This is a genomic window from Microbacterium sp. CFSPD4_SD4, from assembly GCF_057364585.1.
Map to the genome: position 1 here is coordinate 256,412 of NZ_JBNFOC010000002.1, position 20,825 is coordinate 277,236.

At 67.8% G+C, this 20,825-nt stretch carries 19 protein-coding genes; 7 read left to right on the plus strand and 12 right to left on the minus strand.

What is annotated here, in order from left to right; translation table 11 throughout:
• Positions 1 to 26: 26 nt before the first annotated feature.
• From AC2W7E_RS05285 to trxA, 4 genes are all read left to right on the plus strand, one after another.
• Positions 27 to 2,222: a DUF6049 family protein gene (locus AC2W7E_RS05285; protein WP_485988689.1), complete on the plus strand. Its 2,196-nt coding sequence runs from the start codon at positions 27 to 29 to the stop codon at positions 2,220 to 2,222.
• Complete coding sequence (gene murJ, locus AC2W7E_RS05290) at positions 2,215 to 3,831, plus strand: murein biosynthesis integral membrane protein MurJ (protein ID WP_062765876.1); 1,617 nt, start codon at positions 2,215 to 2,217, stop codon at positions 3,829 to 3,831. The genes AC2W7E_RS05285 and murJ overlap by 8 nt, the downstream gene beginning before the upstream one ends.
• Positions 3,832 to 3,910: 79 nt before the next feature.
• On the plus strand, positions 3,911 to 4,885 hold the full coding sequence (gene trxB, locus AC2W7E_RS05295; protein WP_025102858.1) for a thioredoxin-disulfide reductase: 975 nt from the start codon (positions 3,911 to 3,913) through the stop codon (positions 4,883 to 4,885).
• A 68-nt stretch (positions 4,886 to 4,953) separates the two neighbouring features.
• Positions 4,954 to 5,277, plus strand: coding sequence for a thioredoxin (gene trxA, locus AC2W7E_RS05300; RefSeq protein WP_025102859.1), 324 nt, complete (start codon positions 4,954 to 4,956; stop codon positions 5,275 to 5,277).
• A 110-nt stretch (positions 5,278 to 5,387) separates the two neighbouring features.
• On the opposite strand, the gene AC2W7E_RS05305 is transcribed toward trxA, so the two are convergent.
• The 12 genes from AC2W7E_RS05305 to AC2W7E_RS05360 all read right to left on the minus strand — a co-directional run bounded on the left by AC2W7E_RS05305 (position 5,388) and on the right by AC2W7E_RS05360 (position 16,810).
• Complete coding sequence (locus AC2W7E_RS05305; protein WP_062765879.1) at positions 5,388 to 5,723, minus strand: hypothetical protein; 336 nt, start codon at positions 5,721 to 5,723, stop codon at positions 5,388 to 5,390.
• A gap of 9 nt (positions 5,724 to 5,732) precedes the next feature.
• Entirely contained in the window at positions 5,733 to 7,181 is a 1,449-nt protein-coding gene (locus AC2W7E_RS05310) for a sugar porter family MFS transporter (protein WP_197426474.1), read from the minus strand.
• Positions 7,182 to 7,242: 61 nt separating this feature from the next.
• Positions 7,243 to 8,217 (minus strand): ParB/RepB/Spo0J family partition protein, encoded by a 975-nt coding sequence (locus AC2W7E_RS05315; RefSeq protein WP_485988690.1) that lies wholly within the window; start codon positions 8,215 to 8,217, stop codon positions 7,243 to 7,245.
• Positions 8,217 to 9,140 (minus strand): ParA family protein, encoded by a 924-nt coding sequence (locus AC2W7E_RS05320; RefSeq protein WP_025102863.1) that lies wholly within the window; start codon positions 9,138 to 9,140, stop codon positions 8,217 to 8,219. Before AC2W7E_RS05320 ends, AC2W7E_RS05315 begins: the two co-directional genes overlap by 1 nt.
• 2,694 nt (positions 9,141 to 11,834) lie before the next feature.
• The gene (rsmG, locus tag AC2W7E_RS05325; protein ID WP_485988691.1) at positions 11,835 to 12,482 is read right to left on the minus strand and encodes a 16S rRNA (guanine(527)-N(7))-methyltransferase RsmG; all 648 of its coding nucleotides are present in this window, start codon (positions 12,480 to 12,482) and stop codon (positions 11,835 to 11,837) included.
• A 24-nt stretch (positions 12,483 to 12,506) separates the two neighbouring features.
• On the minus strand, positions 12,507 to 12,998 hold the full coding sequence (locus AC2W7E_RS05330; RefSeq protein WP_025102865.1) for a Jag family protein: 492 nt from the start codon (positions 12,996 to 12,998) through the stop codon (positions 12,507 to 12,509).
• The gene (gene yidC / locus AC2W7E_RS05335; RefSeq protein ID WP_485988692.1) at positions 12,995 to 14,065 is read right to left on the minus strand and encodes a membrane protein insertase YidC; all 1,071 of its coding nucleotides are present in this window, start codon (positions 14,063 to 14,065) and stop codon (positions 12,995 to 12,997) included. Before yidC ends, AC2W7E_RS05330 begins: the two co-directional genes overlap by 4 nt.
• A 3-nt stretch (positions 14,066 to 14,068) precedes the next feature.
• The gene (gene yidD / locus AC2W7E_RS05340) at positions 14,069 to 14,419 is read right to left on the minus strand and encodes a membrane protein insertion efficiency factor YidD (protein ID WP_025102867.1); all 351 of its coding nucleotides are present in this window, start codon (positions 14,417 to 14,419) and stop codon (positions 14,069 to 14,071) included.
• Complete coding sequence (gene rnpA / locus AC2W7E_RS05345; protein ID WP_081811539.1) at positions 14,416 to 14,766, minus strand: ribonuclease P protein component; 351 nt, start codon at positions 14,764 to 14,766, stop codon at positions 14,416 to 14,418. The genes yidD and rnpA overlap by 4 nt, the downstream gene beginning before the upstream one ends.
• 6 nt (positions 14,767 to 14,772) lie before the next feature.
• The gene (gene rpmH / locus AC2W7E_RS05350; RefSeq protein WP_022879826.1) at positions 14,773 to 14,910 is read right to left on the minus strand and encodes a 50S ribosomal protein L34; all 138 of its coding nucleotides are present in this window, start codon (positions 14,908 to 14,910) and stop codon (positions 14,773 to 14,775) included.
• A gap of 122 nt (positions 14,911 to 15,032) precedes the next feature.
• A complete protein-coding gene (locus AC2W7E_RS05355) occupies positions 15,033 to 15,527 on the minus strand; it encodes a hypothetical protein (RefSeq protein WP_485988693.1) in 495 nt (164 codons plus the stop codon).
• A complete protein-coding gene (locus AC2W7E_RS05360; protein ID WP_485988694.1) occupies positions 15,527 to 16,810 on the minus strand; it encodes a hypothetical protein in 1,284 nt (427 codons plus the stop codon). Before AC2W7E_RS05360 ends, AC2W7E_RS05355 begins: the two co-directional genes overlap by 1 nt.
• Positions 16,811 to 16,962: 152 nt before the next feature.
• Between AC2W7E_RS05360 and AC2W7E_RS05365 the strand changes: the two genes are divergently transcribed.
• The 3 genes from AC2W7E_RS05365 (at position 16,963) to dnaN (ending at position 20,798) form a co-directional block, all read left to right on the plus strand.
• A complete protein-coding gene (locus AC2W7E_RS05365; RefSeq protein ID WP_025102870.1) occupies positions 16,963 to 17,598 on the plus strand; it encodes a hypothetical protein in 636 nt (211 codons plus the stop codon).
• Between the two features lie 183 nt (positions 17,599 to 17,781).
• Entirely contained in the window at positions 17,782 to 19,173 is a 1,392-nt protein-coding gene (gene dnaA / locus AC2W7E_RS05370; protein WP_485988695.1) for a chromosomal replication initiator protein DnaA, read from the plus strand.
• A 482-nt stretch (positions 19,174 to 19,655) separates the two neighbouring features.
• Positions 19,656 to 20,798 carry a DNA polymerase III subunit beta gene (dnaN, locus tag AC2W7E_RS05375; protein WP_025102872.1) on the plus strand — a complete coding sequence of 381 codons (1,143 nt, stop codon included), beginning with the start codon at positions 19,656 to 19,658 and terminating at the stop codon, positions 20,796 to 20,798.
• The last annotated feature ends 27 nt before the right edge of the window (positions 20,799 to 20,825 follow it).

The following is a 20,825-nucleotide window of genomic DNA, read 5'->3' on the forward strand; positions in this document are numbered from 1 at the left end:
CCTCCCGGCGTTCGAGGAAGACCTTCATGACCGCGATCACTCCCGAGACGGGCCTCCGCGCGCGCGTGCGCCGGCTCGCGGCGTTCGTGGTCGCCGCCGGCGTCTGCGCCCTGGGGGTCGGCGGACCGGCGATGGCGGCCGACCAGCCCCCCGCGGACGACGACCAGCGGGTGGAGCTGCATGTCACGGCGGGCCTGCGCGGCACCGTCGCGCCGGGCACGTCGACCTCGGCGGTGATCACGATCGACAACGAGACCGCGTCGGAGCTCTCCACGGGCCGGGTCGAGGTCGAGCTCGGCAGCACGCCGCTCGGCGACGATGCCGCCGTCACGGACTGGCTGGACGAGGGGCGTGCTGCCGGTTCGTTCCTCCCGCTCGGCGACGAGGCCACGAAGACGGCCGAGGCCGGAGGATCCGCGACCACGACGGTGTTCGTGCCGCAGGAGACGCTCGAGCCCCTCGCGCCCGGCGTGTACCCGCTGCGGGCCGTCCTGAGCGATGCCCGCACGAAGGACACCGCGGGGCAGCGCACCACCACCTGGGATGCGACCGCGACGAGCGTCCTCGTCGTCACCTCCGCGCCGACCAGTCCGATCGGGGTGCTCGTCCCGATCACCGCGACCCCGGCCGGCGGAGCCCTGCTGAGCGCAGAGGAGCTCACCGACCTCACCGCCCCCGACGGCGACCTCACCGCACAGCTCGACGGCGTGGCGGGGACGACGGCCGTGCTCGCACTCGATCCCGCCATCCCCGCCGCCATCCGCGCCCTCGGCACGGCCGCCCCCTCGACGGCCACGGACTGGCTGGAGATGCTCGACGAGCTCCCCAACGCCCGTTTCGCCCTGCAGTTCGGCGACGCCGACCTCACCGTGCAGGCCCAGGCCGGTCTCCCGGATGCCCTGGCGCCACTCCCGCTGACCTCCCTGCTCGACCCCGCCGCCTTCCCGCAGCAGCGCGCCGTCACGCCGACGAGCACGCCCGGGACCGCGGCGGTACCGTCTCCCACGCCGACCGACGGCCCCGCGCTGCCCACCGATGAGGAGCTGGCGGAGATCGACGGGGCCATCCCGGGGATCGTCTGGCCCGAGAGCGACCTCGCGCAGGGCGACCTCGCCGCCTTCTCCGGCTACCTGGACCGGAAGACGACGACGGTGGTGTCGTCGACGACGGTCGGTGGGCAGAGTTCCGCCCACGCGACGTCGGCCGGCCAGGACCTGCTCGTCATCGACGCCGCCACGTCCGCCGCGCTGTCGGCCGCCGCGGCCGAATCCTCCTCCGCCCCGCGTCAGGCGCACCTGGCCGAGGCCGCGGCGCGGCTGTTCCTCGCGGGTGCCCGTGCCCCCGGTGCCCCGCTCCTCGTGGGGCTGGATCGCGACGAGAACCGCTCGGCCGACGCGCTCCGCGACGCGATCTCGGCGGCGGACTCCGTCGGATTCGAGCTCTCCGCGGTGCGCGCGGCCCCTGCCGCCTCCGTCACTGTCCCGGATGCCGCTGCGGCCACCAGGGCCCCTGACCTCGCGAACCTGCTCACGGACGAGGGCGCCCTCACCGCGTTCGCCACCGTCCTCGACGACCCCCTCGTACTGCTGAGCCCGGAGCGCATCCGGATCCTGCGCACGATCGCGGTCGGCTCGTCCGATGAGGCCTTCGCAGAGAAGGTCGCGGCCCATCGAGCCCGCACCACCGAGACGCTCGGCGCGGTCAGCATCCCCGACTCCAGCACCATCCAGCTGCTCACGGCCAACGCCGACCTGCCGATCGCGGTGCGCAACGACCTCCCCTGGCCTGTGACCGTGCGGCTGTTCGCGGCCCCCAGCGATCCGCGCCTCGAGGTGAAGCCCGTGATCGACGTCGAGGTGCAGGCGAACTCGACGACCCGGGCGAAGGTGCCCGTCTCCGCCCGGGTGGGCAGCGGCGAGCTCGATCTGCGTCTCGCGCTGACCAGCCCGACGGGAGTGCCGATCCAGTCGGAGCAGACCGTCCGCGTGGCGGTGCGGGCGGAGTGGGAGACCATCGGGCTCGTCATCTTCGGCGGCCTGGCCGTGCTGCTCATCGCTCTCGGCGTCGTCCGCACGGTGCGTCGGAAGCGCCGGGAGGCGATCGAGGAGCAAGCGGTCGAGGCAGCCGTCGAGGAACTGATCGAGGAGAAGGAGGCGGAGGCCGCGGTGCAGGAGCGTCTCGACGGCCCTGATGCCCCTTCCGCGAAGGAGTCGCGTGACTAGTCTCGGACGCGCCAGCGCCATCATCGGCGCGGGCACCCTGGTCTCCCGCGTGACCGGGCTGCTGCGCAGCATCATCCTCGTGGCGGTGATCGGCTCGTTCGGGTCGGGTCCTGCCGACGCGTTCGCCGCGGCCAACACCCTGCCGAACAGCGTCTTCTCCCTCATCTCCGTCGGGATCCTCACCGCGGTCATCGTGCCGCAGATCGTCAAGGCCACGGCTGACGCCGACGGGGGAAACACCTTCATCTCGAAGCTCTTCACCCTCGGCACCGTCGTCCTGGTCGCCGTCACGGCGGTGGCCACGATCGCAGCACCCTGGCTCGTGCAGATCGTGGCCGGCGGGTTCTCGCCCGCGACCCAAGCGCTCGCGACCGCCCTCGCCTACTGGTGCCTGCCGCAGATCCTGTTCTACGGCCTCTACGCGCTGCTGGGCGAGGCTCTGAACGCGCGGCGTATCTTCGGGCCGTTCACCTGGGCCCCCGTCGTCAACAACATCGTCTCCATCATCGGGTTCCTCATCCTCGGGTGGGTCTTCGCACCGGTCTCCCGGAACTCCGCCGAGTGGACCCCGGAGATGATCGCCACTCTCGGCGGCACGGCGACCCTCGGCATCGCCGTGCAGGCGCTCATCCTGCTCCTGTTCTGGAGGCGGACGGGCCTCTCCCTCCGTCCGGACTTCCAGTGGCGAGGGGTCGGCCTCGGCAACGTGGGGAAGCTCGCCGGATGGACGTTCCTGATGGCATTCGCCTCCCTGGCTGCGGGCGTGCTCCAGGGCAACATCGTCAGCAACGCGTCCGGCACCGGGGCGTCCCTCGCCGTGACCACGAACGCGTGGCTCATCTTCATGCTGCCCTATTCCGTCATCGTCCTGTCGATCGGAACCCCGTACTTCACGCAGATCAGCGAGCACGCCGCCGCAGGTCGCGATGACGAGGTCCGGGGGGACATCTCGCGAAGCATCCGCACTCTGCTCTTCTTCATCGTCGCCGCCGTCGCCGCCGTCGCCGCCGCGGCCATCCCCGCCTCCCGCGTCTTCACCGAGAGCCCCTCGGATGCCGAGGGCGCGGCCATCGTCCTCCTCTGCTATCTGATCAGCCTCATCCCGCTCACGATCCTGTTCATCGTCCAGCGCACCTTCTACGCCTACGACGACACGCGCACCCCCTTCTGGTTCACGATCTTCCAGTGCACGTTGATCGTCGTGACCGCACTGGGCGCGGCCGCGCTCCTGTCCGCAGAGGTCATCGCCCTGACCCAGCTGGCTGCCGCCGTGGCTCTCGGCCAGTCCATCGCCAGCACGCTGCAGACGATCGTGGCGACCTGGCTGCTGCATCGCAAGATCGGCGGGCTGGGCGTCCTCTCGTGGATGCGTGCCCTGGCGCTCTTCGCGATCGCCGCGATCCCGGCCGGTCTCGCCGGCTGGGGCACCTTCCTCCTCCTCGGCGGGACGACGGGATGGGCGACGTCCGGAGTCATTCCCGGCACCCTGGCGACGGCCGTCATCGGCCTCGTCGTCGTACTCGTCTACGTCGCGATCCTCGCGGTCTTCCGCGCCCCGGAGCTGAAGGCCGCCGGCGGCCTCGTCCGCCGCTTCCTTCCCGGCCGCTGACGCGGGAATGCCCCGCGGTTACCATGGGTTGAAGCAGTCGGACGTCTTTCGACGGCACCGCCTTTCTAACGGAGATCACATGCGTCAGGTCATCATCATCGGCTCCGGCCCCGCCGGATTCACGGCTGCCATCTACGCGGCGCGCGCGAACCTGGAGCCGCTCCTCATCGCGAGCTCCGTCGAGGTCGGCGGAGAGCTCATGAACACGACCGAGGTGGAGAACTACCCCGGCTTCCCGGAGGGCATCCAGGGCCCCGAGCTCATGGCCAAGTTCCAGGAGCAGGCCGAGAAGTTCGGCACCGAGGTGCTCTACGACGACGTCACCGAGCTCGACGTCGCCGGTCCCGTCAAGAAGGTCACCCTCGGTTCGGGCGCCACCCACGAGGCGAAGACCATCATCTACGCGACGGGTTCCGCTTACCGCAAGCTAGGCATCGAGGGCGAGGAGCGCCTCTCCGGCTTCGGCGTCTCCTGGTGCGCCACCTGCGACGGCTTCTTCTTCCGTCAGAAGACGATCGCCGTCGTCGGCGGCGGTGACTCGGCGATGGAGGAGGCCACCTTCCTCACGCGCTTCGCGGACAAGGTGTACGTCATCCACCGCAAGGACACCCTGCGGGCCTCGAAGATCATGCAGGAGCGCGCCTTCGCGAACGAGAAGATCGAGTTCGTGTGGAACAGCGAGGTCGTGGAGATCCTCGGCGACAACGCCGTCTCGGGCGTGCAGCTGCGTTCCACGGAGGACGGCTCGCTGCGCGACCTGCCCCTCGACGGCCTCTTCATCGCCATCGGCAACGACCCGCGCACCCACCTCGTCCACGAGAAGCTCGAGCTCACGCCCGAGGGGACGATCTGGGTCGACGGTCGCTCCTCGCGCACGTCGGTTCCCGGAGTCTTCGCCGCCGGCGACGTGATCGACCCCACCTACCGCCAGGCCATCACCGCCGCCGGAACGGGCACGATCGCGGCCCTCGACGCCGAGCACTTCCTCGCCGACCTTGAGGACTCCTCCGTCGAGGTCCCCGCGGCCGAGGCCGCCGAGGTCATCACGGCCTGACCACGGCCGGGAACACTTTCCCCCCGCCCGTTGTTGCAACAGGCGAACCTCGAACAAGGAGAACTCTAATGAGTGCAAAGGCAACGAGCCAGGCGACCTGGGAGCAGGACGTGCTGCAGGCCGATGGTCCCGTGCTGGTGGACTTCTGGGCCGAGTGGTGCGGTCCGTGTCGTATGGTCGCGCCGGTGCTGGACGAGATCCAGTCCGACAACCCCGACAAGATCACCATCCTCAAGCTCAACGTGGACGAGAACCCGGAGCTGGCCATGAAGTACCAGATCACGTCGATCCCGGCGATGAAGGTCTTCCAGGGCGGAGAGGTCAAGACGACGATCATCGGTGCCAAGCCGAAGTTCGCCCTCGAGCAGGATCTCGCCGCTTTCCTCGGCTGATCCCCCACGACCACGAGAAGGGCCGCACCTCCGGGTGCGGCCCTTTTCGCATTCTCCGCGCCGCCCGTACGGGTCCGCCACGGATCAGGAGAGAACGATGAGCATCGGCGTCAGGAGGCGTCGGCGATGCGCGGGTCCCAGCGACGGTGGCGCTGCTTCTCGTCCAGAAGCCCCCAGACGGCCGGGGTGAGCTCCGGGTACTCCAGGGCGATCTGTCGCAGCACGCGGTAGTGTCGCGCGGCGTTGGGTCGGACACCGTCGTTGGCAGCGATGTTGTCCGCACGGAGCAGGTACACGACGAGTTCGTCGACGCTGGGCAGCTCCTCCATGAACTCCCAGGGGTCCTCACCGCCCAGAAGGCGCTCCTGGACGAGGACGGCGAGTTCGTCCGACGCCTCGGCGCGCAGCACTTCCAGGCTGGCGCGACGGGGGACGGCTTCGGTCATCCCTCCAGCCTACGCGCGTGCGCGACGGGGTCGGCGCTCCACCTTCGCATCCTCGCTCATGTCCTCGAGCTCGCGGCCCTTGGTCTCCGGCACCTTGAAGAACACGAAGAAGAACGACAGCAGCGCGAAGAACGCGTAGAAGCCGTACGCGAAGGTGAGGCCGATCTCGGCGAACGCCGGGAACGTCGTCGAGATGAAGAAGTTGGCCACCCACTGCGCCGCCGCGGCGACGGCGAGAGCGCCGGCACGGATCGAATTCGGGAAGATCTCGCCCAGGAGCACCCACACGAGCGGGCCCCAGCTCGCACCGAAGAACACGACGAAGCCGTTGGCGCAGATGAGGGCGACGGTGGCCCAGGGATCAGGCAGGGTCGCGGTTCCGGAGGCGTCGAGCGTGCCGAACGAGAAGGCGAGCGCCATGAGTCCGAGGGTCACCGTCATGCCGACCGAGCCGACGAGGAGCATGATCCGACGACCGACCCGGTCGACGAGGAGGATCGCGACGATCGTGACGACGATGTTCGTGACGGAGGTGATGACGGACGTGAGGAGGGCACTGGATTCGTCGAAGCCCACCGACTGCCACAGCGTGGTGGAGTAGTAGAAGATGACGTTGATGCCGACGAACTGCTGGAACACCGACAGCAGGATGCCGACCCAGACGATCGGCTTGAGTCCCAGCCGGCTCCCCCGCAGATCCCGCAGCGACTCGGAGCGCTCCGTGTCGATCGTGCCCGTGATCTCCTTGATCTTCGCTTCGGTGTCGATCGTCCCCGTGACGGTCTGGAGCACTTCCGCGGCGCGCTTCACCTCGCCCTTGCGGACCAGGTAGCGCGGCGACTCCGGCAGCCGCAACGACACGAGTCCGTAGACGAGCGCGGGGATGGCCGCGACCATGAACATCCACCGCCACGCGGTCAGGCCCCACAGCGGCTGGTCGGCCTCCCCCGCGATGCCCGCCAGCAGGGCGTCGGACAGGAGGGCGGCGAAGATGCCGAGGACGATGGCGAGCTGCTGCAGCGATCCGAGCCGACCGCGGATCGCTGCCGGCGAGACCTCCGCGATGTACGCGGGTGCGATCACCGACGCCGCACCGACGCCGAGACCGCCGATCACACGCCAGACGATGAGGTCGACGACACTGAAGGCGAGGCCGGAGCCGATCGCCGAGACGAAGAACATGGCCGCGGCGACCACCATCACAGGGATGCGTCCGAACTTGTTCGAGACGGGCCCGGCGAACCAGGCCCCCACGGCGCAGCCGATCAGGGCGGACGACACGGCGAAGCCCTTGAGGCCCGTGCCCAGATCGAAACCGGAGACGTCTCCGGCCAGAGCGTCGACGGCGCCGTTGATCACCGCGGTGTCGAATCCGAAGAGGAATCCGCCCAGAGCCGCCGCGATACTGACGGCGATCACGCGACGCTTGATACTCGCTGGATCAGCTGATCTGGACATGACATCCCCCTCGCATCGTCAAGATGACGCGAGTCTATGTCACCCCCGACCGGGGGCGCGGTCACCTCGCGGAGCCGTACCCTTCTTCGCCCAGCTCCTCGAGAATGCGGTTCAGATCCTGGATCGATGCGAAATCGATCGTGACCTGGCCTTTTCGTGCACCCAGGGAGATCCGGACGCGCGTGTTGAGCCGGTCTCCGAGCTTGCCGGCGACCTCGTCCAGGTAGGCCCGCCGCGCACCCGGGGTGGGCTTGGGAGTCCTCCCTGCGGACGGCTGCGACTTGGCGGCTTCCTCCGTCGCGCGAACGGACAGGTCTTCGTTGACGACCTTGTCCGCCAGACGCTGCATCGCTTCCGGAGAGTCCACGCTGAGGATCGCGCGGGCGTGTCCGGCGGTCAGCACACCGGCGGCCACTCGCTGCTGCACCGGCACCGGCAGCTTGAGCAGGCGGATGGTGTTGCTGATCTGCGGACGGGAGCGCCCGATGCGCGTGGCCAGCTCCTCCTGAGTGATGCCGAAGTCGTCGAGGAGCTGCTGGTAGGCCGACGCCTCTTCCAGGGGATTCAGCTCCGAGCGGTGCAGGTTCTCCAGCAGCGCGTCACGCAGGAGGTCCTCGTCGGCCGTGTCGCGGACGATGGCGGGGATCGCCTCGAGTCCGGCCTCGCGGGCGGCCCGCGTGCGCCGCTCCCCCATGATGAGCTCGTACTCGCCGTCGCTGTTCTTCCGGACGACCACCGGCTGCAGTACGCCGAACTCACGGACGCTGTGCACGAGTTCCGCGAGGTCCTCGGGGTTGAAGTGCGTGCGGGGCTGCCGCGGGTTCGGCACGATCGCCTGCGGGTCGACCTGGATCAGGTGGATCCCCGGCACCGCCTCGAGTTCGGGCTCGGGCGCGGCGTCGGCGCTCGTGGAGGGAGCCTCGGGGGTCGGAGCGATCTTCGCACCGGGGAAGAACACGTCGACGGGACGCTCGGTCTGGTCCGCCGTCGGGATGAGGGCGCCGATGCCGCGGCCGAGTCCAGTGCGCTTCGCCATTATTTCTCCTTGCTCTGCGTCTGTCGCGACGCGATTTCGACGGCGGCCTCGCGGTACGCGATCGCCCCGGCGGACTGACCGTCGTAGGCGATGACCGTCTGGCCGAAACTGGGGGCTTCCGACACACGGACGGAGCGCGGAATCACGGTGTCCAGCACCTGCGAGGGGAAGTGGGACCGCACTTCCTCCGCCACCTGCTGGGCCAGCCGCGTCCGTCCGTCGAACATCGTGAGGAGGATGGTCGACAGATGCAGCCCCGGGTTGAGGTGCTTCTGGATCATCTGGATGCTGCCGAGCAGCTGGCTCAGACCCTCCAGGGCGTAGTACTCGCACTGGATCGGGATGAAGACCTCGTTCGCGGCAGTGAAAGCGTTGATCGTGAGCAGCCCGAGGGAAGGAGGGCAGTCGATGATCACGAAGTCCACCGGATGCTCCGCGAGGTAGTCCTCCAGAGCCCGGCGGAGGCGGTGCTCTCGCGCCACCTGCGCGACGAGTTCGATCTCAGCACCCGCAAGGTGGATCGTGCTCGGCGCGCAAAAGAGGTTCGGGCTCTCGGGGCTGGGCTGAACGATCTCCGCAAGGGGGAACTCGTCGATGAGGACATCGTAGACACTCGGGGTGTCGGCGTTGTGCGGCACCCCAAGGGCAGTGGAGGCGTTCCCCTGCGGATCGAGGTCGATGACGAGCACCTTCGCGCCCAGTCCCGCCAGCGCGGATGCGATGTTCACGGCGCTGGTGGTCTTACCCACACCGCCCTTCTGATTCGACACCGTCAGGATGCGGGTGTCGCCACTGAACTCGACGGAGACCCCTTCCAGCGCACGGCGCCGGGCGGAGAGATCCGCGATTTCTCGCGCGAGGGGTGTATCCATCCCGAACGACTCGTTCGACGATGCCTTCTCGGACTGTTTCACGTGAAACATCCACTCCTTTCGGGGCCGCGTTCCACTCTAATCGCAGGTACGGACCTCGCAGCACAGGCGGGACCTGGCAGCAGGGTGCGTGCCTCGCGCGCCGCGTCCGCCGAATGGACCGCATGGCGCGGGACACGGACGTTTCACGTGAAACGCCTGGCTACCCTCCCGTCCTGGAGATCGGCCTAGGTGCCACACCTTTTTGGCCTGTGATCCGGCGTGACGGGCGGAACTGGCTTCGCCATCATCCGCGTCCCCCCGGGTCACGTCGGGTCGGGAGCATGCTTCCGTCAGGTCCGCGAGTCATCTCCTCCTTCTTCACCGGATCCGTCACGCTACGAGGCCCTGGCACGCTCTCCTCGGCCCCCACAGATGCTCCTCCCCCGCCCCGTCTGTGTTTCCATGCAGTCCCGCGGTCCAAGATCCGTAAGGGCCCCGACCCCCGGGGCTCGCGCCTGGACATGGGCAATACGGCACACGTAGGCCCCACCTCTACGGGTCCCAATCGGAGACCGAGACAGCCACCACGGAGCCAGGCCGCCAGGCGGGAACGCCCACCCATGCCGGCTTCCTTGTCCGTGTCTGAGCCCCCTGCACCCGCCTAGCTCGCCCGCACCACGCCAACGTCGTTTGAACCTCCACATCGAGCCTTGTCTACCCCAGGAACTCGGCGTCGTCCGTGTACGCCTGGTGTTCCGACCGCGCCTGCCTCCACCCGTCGCTGCCGCACGCGCCGGAGTGGCGCATGCCCCTCCCCCGGCACGCGATCCACGCGTCCGGTGAACGTACTGCTCCTCATGCGCGGGGACAGGCCATGAGCCCACACATTCGGTGCCGTTTCACGTGAAACGCCCAGGGGTGTCCCCTGTGGGCGAGCGCTTACTCCGTGACGCTGAGTACCGCAGGTGATCCAGTAGGCCGGCGTCACGCGATCTGTCGAAGACCGCGAGCACTGACGCCCGCTGGAGTGCGCCCTCCATGCCGTGCCGCAATCGAGTAGCTCAGCACCAGTGCTCGCCACGGTATGCCCCCGCGATTTCCCCAAGCCGACACGCGAGGTCCCGTGCGGACCCGTCGACATCACGGCCATCCGTCGGCGCTCGGTCACGCACATGAAACCCACGCAGTCGCCGGCCCAGAAAGCACAACTCATTCGCCCGCGCCCGCCGGGGTGCTCACTGCCGCCTACAACCAGAGAATCAGACAGCCCACGCCGAATCCTTCACCAGTGGAGCATCCGCGCCCACCAACGACCGCTCACCAGCCGTGTCAAACGCCGCGGGCACCACCGTAAGCGTGGGGCAACCCACGACCGACCCCGCCGCGCGGGGGGTCAGGCACGGCTCTTGGATCTCAAGGCGATTGCTCTGCTTACTGAGAGCCCTGCACCCCCGCAGTTGTCGCCAGCGTTTCACGTGAAACGGCGGCACCGCTCCCGACCCTTGTCCCTGCGCTCTACGCTCCTCAACCTACGTCGCCGCGCAGCCGTACGTACTGGCTCTGGCAGCGAGGCAACATCTTGCCTCGATACCGGGGCTTGGCCACCAGCTGCATTCAGCTGCCGATTCACGTGTAACGTCGGCCCGGGACTCAGCCCTCAACGCACCGACAGGGTCGGACGCCAGACGCTGCGACTGCCTACAATGCGCCTGCGTACGCTATCGAGCTGCCCGGACCCTTGGTGAGCCGCAGTCCGGATACCTCGTCGCCCTTTTTCCATACGAAACGGACCAGGGCCGACAGGGCGCCGGCAAAGCAACGCACACACCTCTCGTCAATGCGTCCGGGGTGGCTGAGCCAGCCAGTCCTCCGCCCGCCGTCGCGAGGACGTGCCGAGCGGAGCAGAACTTGCATTGCCACCCGATCTCGCATCTGGGCGCCGCTTTTAGGATTGCGGGCCCCACGACACATCGTGCCGGGCGTTCGTGACGAGTGGTTCTGCACGGTACGTGGCGTGGGCACCTATTGGGGCGCCCGGGCCCTGCTCGTGCGGACACGGAAGTCCTGCCTTGGCAGCTCCGGGAAGACAAGGTGTGGCGACAACAGTCACGGCGCGGACGCCGCCCCACCCCAAAGGTCGACGCGCACGGCGCACCCTCAACCGACGTCCCGCCTGCCTTAGTGACACCTCCCCCTCACCATCGCGCCACGGCCCATCCGCGTTCAGGTACCCACTGATGAGGCCAGGGAACGACACCTGTCGACGCATCGGTGATCGGCAGTGTGACGGTTACCTACTCCCCTGCATCGCTTTCCTATCCGCCCCGGCCAAGGCTGCAGACATGAAGCTGTTTCACGTGAAACAACTCGAGTCCGCCGCAAGGAGATCTGCCGTAGACCACCCGAACTGCAGCGTTCACACGCGCCATGCAGACGTCCGGACCCGTCCAGTTCGCCGCAGCCAGTCGGAGTCACGCCCATTGCGCGCACCGAATCAGCGCTTCCCACCCCTGGCGTATCGATCTGCGCAGCGGCTCAATCGATGCGACGACAGGACCAACCATGGCGGCCGCGGTGAGCGACGACCGCTCCGACTTCGATCCGGACGAGCACAGCCGCAACCGCAGCGGAGCGGCCTACGGGACGTGATCGCACCACATCGCGCCTTGGAGAGTGATCTCACGGCGACGTATCGACGGCGGCGGAGCTGGGGGCACGGTGCGATCCCGGGTCAGCCCCGCGCCCCAGGAACCGGCGACGTCTTCAGCGCACGGAGGCGCGGACGACCCGAGTGGTCTCCGGGAGCAACCCCTCGCCCAGCACCTCGACCCGAACATCCGCGAGCTTGAACTTGGCGATCTGCTTCCGTGCCGCCTCGATCTCGTTCGCGGCGTTCATCCCCTTCAACAGGGCCAGTTCCCCACCATCGCGCACCAGCGGAGCGGTCAGAGGAATCAGGGTACGCAATGCGCTCACCGCACGAGCCGTGACGACATCGAAGGCGCCCTTCGCACGCACGTCCTCGGCACGCGCGCGGAGAATGGTGACATTCGTGAGTTCCAGGTCGTTCACTTGCTCAGTCAACCAATTGATCCGACGCTCCATCGGCTCCACGAGGGTCCACGACACGTCGGGCCGCGCGATCGCGAGCACCAGACCGGGCAGTCCGGCCCCGGACCCGATATCCGCGACGGAGCCGTGGAAGAGGGGCGCGGCGATCGCGCTGTTCAGGATGTGGCGCGTCCACAAGCGAGGCAGTTCCAGCGGCCCGATCAGGCCCCGCTCCTCCCCCTCACGTGCAAGGGAGTCCGTGAACCGTCGAGCGAGCTGCAGGCGCTCCCCGAAGATCTGGGCAGAGACTGCCGGCTCCTGCTCGACGGTCTTCTCGCCGGGATCCTGCGTCTCGGACACGTGCCAGCGCTCGCGTTCCGCGCGTCAGTGCCGACGCAGGACCGTGTGCCGGTCCGCGCCCTCGCCGTACGACTCGGAAACGAGCCCGCGCTCGGCGGCGATGTCGTGGACCAGCTTGCGCTCATAGCTCGACATCGCCGGCAGCGAGGCCTGCGACGAGCCCTCATCGAGCTTCGCGGCCGCCGCCTCGACCAGAGTCACGAGCTGACGGCGCCGCGCGTCACGGGATCCACCGATGTCGAGGATGAGGCGCGAGAACGAGCCGGTCTTGTTCTGAACGGCGAGACGCGTGAGCTCCTGCAACGCCTGCACCGTATCGGGAGCGGAGAGCAGCGCGAGCCCGTCACCCTCGGCCTCGACCGAGACGTAGGCACGACCCTGACGGACGTCGAGGTTCAGATCACCGTCGATATCTGCGATGTCGAGCAGCTCCTCGAGGTAGTCCGCCGCGACATCCCCCTCGTTCTCGAGCTGCGCCACAGTGGGCTCTGTGCTCCCGGTCACGACCTCGCTCATGACGCGTTCCCCTTCTTCTTCGCACGCTTCTTGCCGACCGGCTGCTGCCGCTTCGGCGCCGCCGCCTTCGCCTTCTCGGCCTCCTCGAGCAGACGCTGCTGCTCGGCCTCGTAGGCAGCCATCGGGACGACCTTGCCGGAGGAGTCGATCGCCTTGCCCTTGCGGGCGAGCCGCTCCTCGCGAGCCTTGGCGGCTTCAGAGCCGGGAGTCGGCATCTCACGGATGACGAGGAACTGCTGCCCCATGGTCCAGAGGTTCGAGATGAACCAGTACACGACCACGCCGAGCGGGAAGAAGACACCGGAGAAGATGAAGCCCAGCGGCAGAACGTAGAGCATGATCTTCTGCATCTGGTACGCCTGGCCGGTCTTGGCCTCCGGCGAGAGGTTCTTCGAGATGATCTGCAGCTGCGTGAAGAACTGCGACGCGATCATCAGGACGACCAGGGTGATCAGGATGATGATCGCCGTGACGTTCTGGGCCTCGATCGCGTTGCCGAGGTTCTCGTGCAGGGACGCGACCCCGAAGAGCTTGGCGTCGTAGAACTCCTGCGTGAGCTCCGCGCTCAGCAGCCCGACACCGCCGACGCCCTGCGTCGCATGCTTGCTGACGTCGCTCAGCACGCTGTAGAGCGAGAAGAAGATCGGCATCTGCACGAGCAGGGGCAGACAGCTCGAGATCGGCGTCGTGCCGTGCTTCTTGTACAGCGCCATCGTCTCGCGACTCATCGCCTCGCGAGAGAGCTGGTCCTTCTTGCCGCGGTACTTCTCCTGAACTTTGCGCAGCTCAGGAGCGATTTCCATCATCTTCCGCTGGCTCTTGATCTGCTTCACGAACAGCGGGATGAGCGCTGCACGGACCACGATCACGAGGCCGACGATCGAGAGGACCCAGGTGATGCCGGACGCCGCCGGGAGACCGACGGCCGTCAGCAGCCAGTGCCAGGCGACGAGGATGAGCTCGACGACCCACTTCAGCGGCCACAGGATCGTGCCGAGCAGGTCGAATCCGCCGGATGCCGGTTCCGGGCTGGGGGTGGCACTGGCGAACAGAAGGTCAAGACCCACCGATCAGTCCTTTCGGGAGGGGACGACGAAACCGTGTGCGGTCAGGTCGTAGCGGAAGTGTCGATGCGGTGTGACGTCGTCGACGCCTCCGCGAGACCAGGGATTGCAGCGGAGGATGCGCCACGCCGAGAGCAGAGCCCCCCGCACGGCGCCGTGCTGCTGCACCGCACCTACAGCGTAGGCGGAACAGGAGGGGTAGTACGCACACACGTCCCCGTACATCGGCGAGACCACCTTGCGGTACCCCGCGAGAAGAGCCAGCACGGCGTTGCGCGGAAGGAGCGGAATGCTCCGGAGCACGTCCCGTCCGTGCATCTCTCCCGTGCCCACCGACGACGCCGGCAAGGCGGTCATGATGTGGCCTCGACGGGCGCGAGCCGCGCGAGACAGCGGTGCACGTCACTGCGGAGTTCCGCATACGACGCCGTCGCCGACGCAGGAAGGGCACGGATGACGACATCCGTGCCCTGAGGAACACGTGGGAGCGCCTCCGCACAGACGGCTTTGAGTCGCCGGCGCACGGTGTTGCGCACCACAGCGGTGCCCACCTGCTTGCTGATGATGAAACCGAAACGCGCTGCTCTGCTCTCACCGGTCGCCAGCATGGAGGTGAGGACGCGGGCCCCGCCACAACGCGATCCGCGTCGAACGACCAGTCGGTAGTCGCTCCCGCGGGTCAAACGGAACGGGCGGGCGAGCACAGCTGCTTACGCGGAGAGCTCGGTACGGCCCTTCGCGCGGCGTGCCGAGAGGATGGCACGGCCGGCGCGGGTGCGCATGCGGGCACGGAAGCCGTGCTTCTTGGCGCGACGACGGTTGTTGGGCTGGAAGGTGCGCTTGCTCATGAGATCACTCCGGGAATGCTGCCACCGGATTCACTTCGACCGGAGACATAGGGAACTGCCGTACAGGCATAAGTCAACCGATTAAGGGTACGTCTTGGCGGCGCACAGGGCAAATCTGCCTGTCACGGCCTAGGCGGCCCGCGCGCGAGGGTGCGATCCACCTCCGGCGGCGCCCACTGCCGAAGGCGCACCGTCACCAGTCCGGTCGCCGAGCCGTCACCGACCCCGTAAGCGAGGACCACACGGTCCGGGTTCACCCTTCCACCATCCGGGGTGATGGTCATCGCGACAGGCCGAAGCGCCCGCAGGAACTCCTCCTCCGAGCTGTCCCTCCCCCATCGCGCACCCTCCCACGCCTGGAAGAGCTGCGCCGCGGCGGAGTCCTCCCGGCGCAGCGCGGACGCGATGGTGTCCCGGGCGAGGCCATCGGCCACCCGGGGGTGATCGAGCATCACATCGATGTCGTCGACGGCCGCTTGCGTCAGCCGGTCGGGATAGTCGATCTCCAGTCGCGCGCGGATCTGCTCTCCCGCGAAGTCGATCGTCTCCTCCATGGCGCCGCCGCCGGCGCCGCCGTCGAGAAGGATGGGTCCGAGATGCCGACTCTCCATGGCCATCACACCCCGAGATCCGCGCTCAGGCGCTCATCGGCCAGCAGCGTCCGCACCGTCTGCTCCGCGTTCGCATCGGTCTGAAAGTAGTCCGCCACCGTCGCGTCGAACAGGTCGTGGCCGCGGGAGTACTCGGCGATCGTCAGGTCAAGGCAGCGCACGACGAGGGCATGCAGGGCGGTCGCCTCTGCGTGCGTTCCGTTCGAGGACCAGCCGATCCCCGCGCTTCGCGGCGTGGGCGCACTGGCCGGTGCGCTGCCGAGCGCCGATCGGGCACCGGACAGCGTCTCCTCGATCCGACCCATGTTGCGTGACACGATGTTCGCGTCCGTCCTGTCGATCCGCATCGCCCCGTCGCGGACCGGATACTCGCCCAGCGTGGACGCGTCGAGGTTGTAGCTCGCGAGATCACCGCGGATCGTCGACTCGGCGGAGGTGAGCATCGTGGCCAGCGCCTTCTCCTGGGCGGTGATCGTCTCGTCCAGCTTCTCCAGCGCGTCGGTCAGGGACTTCAGGATCGTGTCGTAGGAGCTCCCCGAGATCGCGGCATTGGCGGTGATACCGGCGAGGGCCGTGTTCGCCGCGAAGGCCACACCGCCCAGACCGGCGACGGCAGCGACGGTTCCCGCGCCCGCCGTGACGATCGATCCCACTGCACCGGCGACCGCGGCGAGCACCGTCAACTGGAACGTCGCGGTCGCCGCCGACGAGTTCTTCGCCTGGGTCTCCCAGGCCACCCGGGCGCTGTCGCAGATCGTCGCGACGTCGTCACCCACCGCCGGCCACATCGCCCCGCACGCGGCGTAGTTCGCCTGGAGGATCTTCGCGGCCTGCCCGATGCCCGGGTGCACCGCCGAGAACTGGGTGTAGTACTTGTCGACGAAGGGATCCCGGAAGCTCCCGTCCATCCGGTTCAGGACCACCTCGGCGACGGTCCCGTTGGATGTGGCGATATCGCTCCCGCCCATGGCGTTCGGATCCGTCCCCGAGGCGCCGAGCTGAGCTGCCGCCGCGTTGGCGGCACTCTGCGGGGTGGCACACGCGGAACCGTCCGGGAGATTTCGCCACCGCTCGACGAGGCCGTCGATCGTGGAACGGATGGCGTCGAACTGGGCGACGCAGGACACACCGTCCCCGTATCCCACGCTCTCACCGCCGCCGGAGCCGTCGGCTTCGGGCCGGAAGTACTGATAAGGGGCCCAGCCCCACTTCGCGTAGGTGCCCTCGTTCCCCCACACGGGGTCGAAGCCCTGGTCCGCCATCCAACAGTCGATGGCGGCTCGTTTCATCTTTCCGATGATCTCGTCCAGCTCGGCGTATCCGGCCACTTCTCATCCCCCCGTCTCGTCGAATGAGGGCGGCATCGATCCGGTCGACCATGCGAACCGGAGGACGCCCGTATCCCCCCGGGTATGCTATTCGAACCGTCGATGAGCGGGAAGTGCTGTCCCAGCGAGAGGCCGCGATGACCCACCAGCAGACCCATTCCGACTCCGGTTCCGAGACCACCCGCGACGGCAGGCGGACTCGGACGCTCCCCACCGCGGCGATCGCCACGGGAGTCGTCTCTCTCATCCTCCTGGTCGCCCTCGCCGTTCCGTACTACGCGCTCCAGAACCCCTGGCTGATCCCCGTCTTCGTCCTCGGCGCCGCAGCCGCGATCGGCGGAATCGTCCTTGCCCGCCGCGCGCGCCGCGCTCCTTCGGACGAGCGCCGCACGGCGGGTCTCGGGCTGGCAGCCGCCCTCGCCGCCCTCCTCCTCGCGCTCATCCTGCTGATCGTCTTCCTGAGCGGACTCTGGTCACCCCCGCTGAACAAGGTGTTCCTCGAAGGAACGGGACCGCAGTCCGGGGTGACAGCCACCTTCAGCAGCGACACCGAGACCAGGACCCTCCCCTGGCCGGCGGTCGGGAACGCGCAGTACACCACGTCGGAGTCGTCGGCCTGGATCACGATCACGGCACCCACCGACAGCGACGATCAAACGGTGGGATGCAAGATCTACTGGAACGACGAGCTGGTCGTCGAGGAGACGTCGGATTCCGGCACGGTCAGCTGCGAGTACGACGCCGACTGAGAGCACTCGCCTCCGCTCCACACAGGAGCTATCCACAACCCCGGCCACGCGACCGAGCCGCCACGGGGCTTGATTCTCCGCGGCAGGTTGCCGTTCCCGACGACGATGACTAGCGTGGGCATCCGTAGTTATCCACAGGGCAGCCTCTCCCGCGCTCCCTTCCCGAACATCGTCCGGAGCACCATGTCCTCACCAGCCCAGCCCGAAGTCCCGATCTGGACCACGGTGCAGGAGCTGCTGGAAGCCGACGACCGGGTCACCCCCCAGCTCCAGGGGTTCCTGAGTCTCGCGGTACCGGCCGGCGTGATGTCGGCGACGCTCTACCTCGAGGTGCCGAACGACCTCACCGCGGCCCAGATCAACAAGCGCCTCCGGCTGCCCATCATGGAAGCCCTCGCGCACATCGGCGAGGAGATCACCTCGTACCGGGTCGTCGTGAACCACGAACTGGCCGAGCAGCCCACCGCCCCCATCGCCGTGGCGGACTTCGGTCGGCAGGAACCGGTGCGCGCCGAGTCCCCGATGGAGCAGCCCGCGGCCGTGCGCCACGAGTCGCGCCTCAACCCGAAGTACACCTTCGACAACTTCGTGATCGGCCAGTCCAACCGGTTCGCCCATGCCGCGGCGGTCGCGGTGGCCGAAGCGCCGGCCAAGGCCTACAACCCGCTCTTCATCTACGGCGACTCCGGACTGGGCAAGACCCACCTCCTCCACGCCATCGGCGACTACGCGCAGTCCCTCTATGCGGGGGTCAAGGTGCGATACGTGTCGAGTGAGGAGTTCACGAACGACTTCATCAACTCGATCGCCAACAACCGCGGTGCCGCATTCCAGGCCCGGTACCGCGACGTGGACATCCTCCTCATCGACGACATCCAGTTCCTCCAGGGGCGCGCGGAGACGCAGGAGGCGTTCTTCCACACCTTCAACACCCTGCATGATCACAACAAGCAGGTCGTGATCACGAGCGATGTCGCGCCGAAGCACCTGACCGGCTTCGAGGACCGCATGCGCAGCCGCTTCGAGTGGGGCCTCATCACCGACGTGCAGGCACCCGACCTCGAGACCCGCATCGCGATCCTGCGCAAGAAGGCGCAGAGCGAAGCCCTCCACATCCCCGACGAGGTGCTCGAGTACATCGCCACGGTCGTGTCCTCGAACATCCGCGAACTCGAGGGCGCACTCATCCGCGTCTCGGCGTTCGCGAGCCTGAACCGCTCGGCCCTCGACATCTCCCTCGCCCAGACCGTGCTGCGGGACATCATCGACACGGCCGAGGACAACATCATCTCGCCGACCGACATCATCACGGCGACCGCACAGTACTTCAAGCTCACCGTCGACGATCTCTACGGCTCCAGCCGCTCGCAGCAGATCGCCACCGCACGGCAGATCGCCATGTACCTCTGCCGTGAGCGCACCAGCCTCTCCCTCCCGAAGATCGGGCAGCTCTTCGGCAACCGGGACCACACGACGGTCATGTACGCCTACAAGAAGATCAGCGAGCTCATGAAGGAGCGCCGCTCGATCTACAACCAGGTGACCGAGATCACCACGCAGCTCGGTCGTCGCTGACGCCTGAGCGCACGAGAGGGACGCCATCCGACACCGGAGGGCGTCCCTTCGGCGTTTGACAGGTCCCTGACCGCCGGATAAATACGTCTATGCACATGTGGATAACTTGTGGATGACCGTGGAACGCGCCGACGCAGATGTGTGTCGATCGGGGAAACCTGTGGATAACCGCGGGACGGTCTGATCGCGACGGACCCTCGTCCACCCGCGGATTCCTCAGGGTCTCCACAAGTGACAAGTGTGTAGTTCCCTACTCGCGCTTGCTTTCCACCGACTTATCCACAGTATCCACAGGTGTTAACACCGTTAAGGAGTTAAGTCATTCAGGGTGCGATCCGATCACCAGACGGTGGGGAGAACCGGTCCGAGGCATGACAAGTCCTCCGGCGTAGGGAAGCGCAGGACTGTGGGGCTAGCATGGGATTCCCTGCACAGGCAGGGCCCGACGACGACCCGTCATGTTCGACGACAAGGGAGCACCCGTGAGGTTTCAGGTCAACCGCGATGTCTTCAGCGAGGCTGTGTCCTTCGTCGTCAAGCTGCTCCCCCAGCGGAATCCACAGCCGATCCTCGCCGGAGTGCTGATCGAGGCCGACGGTTCGGGACTCACGCTCTCGGCCTTCGACTACGAGGCCTCCGCACGGACCACCATCGAGGCGACGGTCGAGACCCCGGGCACGATCCTCGTCCACGGCCGCCTGCTCTCGGACATCGCGAGCCGCCTCCCGAACGCCCCCATCGAGATCGCCGTGGAGGATGACGGCGGGATCGCGGTGACCTGCGGCTCGGCGCGCTTCACCCTCGCGGCCATGCCGGTCGAGGAATACCCGTCGATTCCCGAGGTCTCCGGATCCTCCGGCGTCGTCCCGGCCGACGAATTCGGCACCGCGATCGCCCAGGTCGGCTTCGCCGCATCCCGTGACGACGTGACTCCGGTGCTGACGGGTGTCCAGCTCGAGGTCACCGGACACACGCTCAGCCTCGTCGCCACCGACCGCTACCGGGTCTCGCTCCGCGACGTGCCGTGGGACGGCGAGGCCGTCGAGGCCACCGCGCTCGTCCCCGCCCGCACCCTGGTCGAGGTCGGGAAGACCTTCGGTCACGCCGGCACGATCCAGATCGCGTTCTCGGGCGCCGGAGACCGCGAGATCATCGCGTTCACCGCCGGCAACAAGACCGTGACCTCGCTGCTCATCAAGGGCAACTTCCCCCCGGTCCGTCGCCTCTTCCCCGAGCAGACCGACCACTACGCCGTCGTCAACACCGCCGACCTCATCGAGGCCGTTCGCCGCGTGTCCCTCGTGCTCGACCGCGCCGCGCCGCTGCGCTTCACGTTCTCGACCGACAGCGTCACGATGGACGCCTCCGGTAGCGAGCATGCCCGCGCCTCCGAGTCGGTCGACGCCATCCTCTCCGGCGGCGACGAGGTGACCCTGGGGCTCAACCCGCAGTACCTCATCGAGGCGCTCGGCGCGGTCAAAAGCGAGTTCGTGCGGGTGACCTTCACCTCCAGCGACAACGCCAACAAGCTCAGCCCCGTGCTCATCACCAGCCAGACCTCGGTCGACCAGGCGGGCCTGGACTCGTTCAAGTACCTGCTGCAGCCCAACCTCCTCCTGCGCTGAGCGCGAGCTCTCGCCCCGAGGGAGTGT

Excerpts from the sequence above, each read along its gene's own strand:
- AC2W7E_RS05360 (WP_485988694.1), bottom strand. The coding sequence starts at position 16,810 with ATGAAACGAGCCGCCATCGACTGTTGGATGGCGGACCAGGGCTTCGAC.
- trxB (WP_025102858.1), top strand. The coding sequence starts at position 3,911 with ATGCGTCAGGTCATCATCATCGGCTCCGGCCCCGCCGGATTCACGGCT.
- dnaA (WP_485988695.1), top strand. The coding sequence starts at position 17,782 with ATGTCCTCACCAGCCCAGCCCGAAGTCCCGATCTGGACCACGGTGCAG.
- AC2W7E_RS05315 (WP_485988690.1), bottom strand. The coding sequence starts at position 8,217 with ATGGCGAAGCGCACTGGACTCGGCCGCGGCATCGGCGCCCTCATCCCG.
- yidD (WP_025102867.1), bottom strand. The coding sequence starts at position 14,419 with ATGACCGCCTTGCCGGCGTCGTCGGTGGGCACGGGAGAGATGCACGGA.
- AC2W7E_RS05330 (WP_025102865.1), bottom strand. The coding sequence starts at position 12,998 with ATGAGCGAGGTCGTGACCGGGAGCACAGAGCCCACTGTGGCGCAGCTC.
- AC2W7E_RS05355 (WP_485988693.1), bottom strand. The coding sequence starts at position 15,527 with ATGGCCATGGAGAGTCGGCATCTCGGACCCATCCTTCTCGACGGCGGC.
- AC2W7E_RS05285 (WP_485988689.1), top strand. The coding sequence starts at position 27 with ATGACCGCGATCACTCCCGAGACGGGCCTCCGCGCGCGCGTGCGCCGG.
- rpmH (WP_022879826.1), bottom strand. The coding sequence starts at position 14,910 with ATGAGCAAGCGCACCTTCCAGCCCAACAACCGTCGTCGCGCCAAGAAG.
- trxA (WP_025102859.1), top strand. The coding sequence starts at position 4,954 with ATGAGTGCAAAGGCAACGAGCCAGGCGACCTGGGAGCAGGACGTGCTG.
- AC2W7E_RS05305 (WP_062765879.1), bottom strand. The coding sequence starts at position 5,723 with ATGACCGAAGCCGTCCCCCGTCGCGCCAGCCTGGAAGTGCTGCGCGCC.
- AC2W7E_RS05310 (WP_197426474.1), bottom strand. The coding sequence starts at position 7,181 with ATGTCCAGATCAGCTGATCCAGCGAGTATCAAGCGTCGCGTGATCGCC.
- AC2W7E_RS05320 (WP_025102863.1), bottom strand. The coding sequence starts at position 9,140 with ATGTTTCACGTGAAACAGTCCGAGAAGGCATCGTCGAACGAGTCGTTC.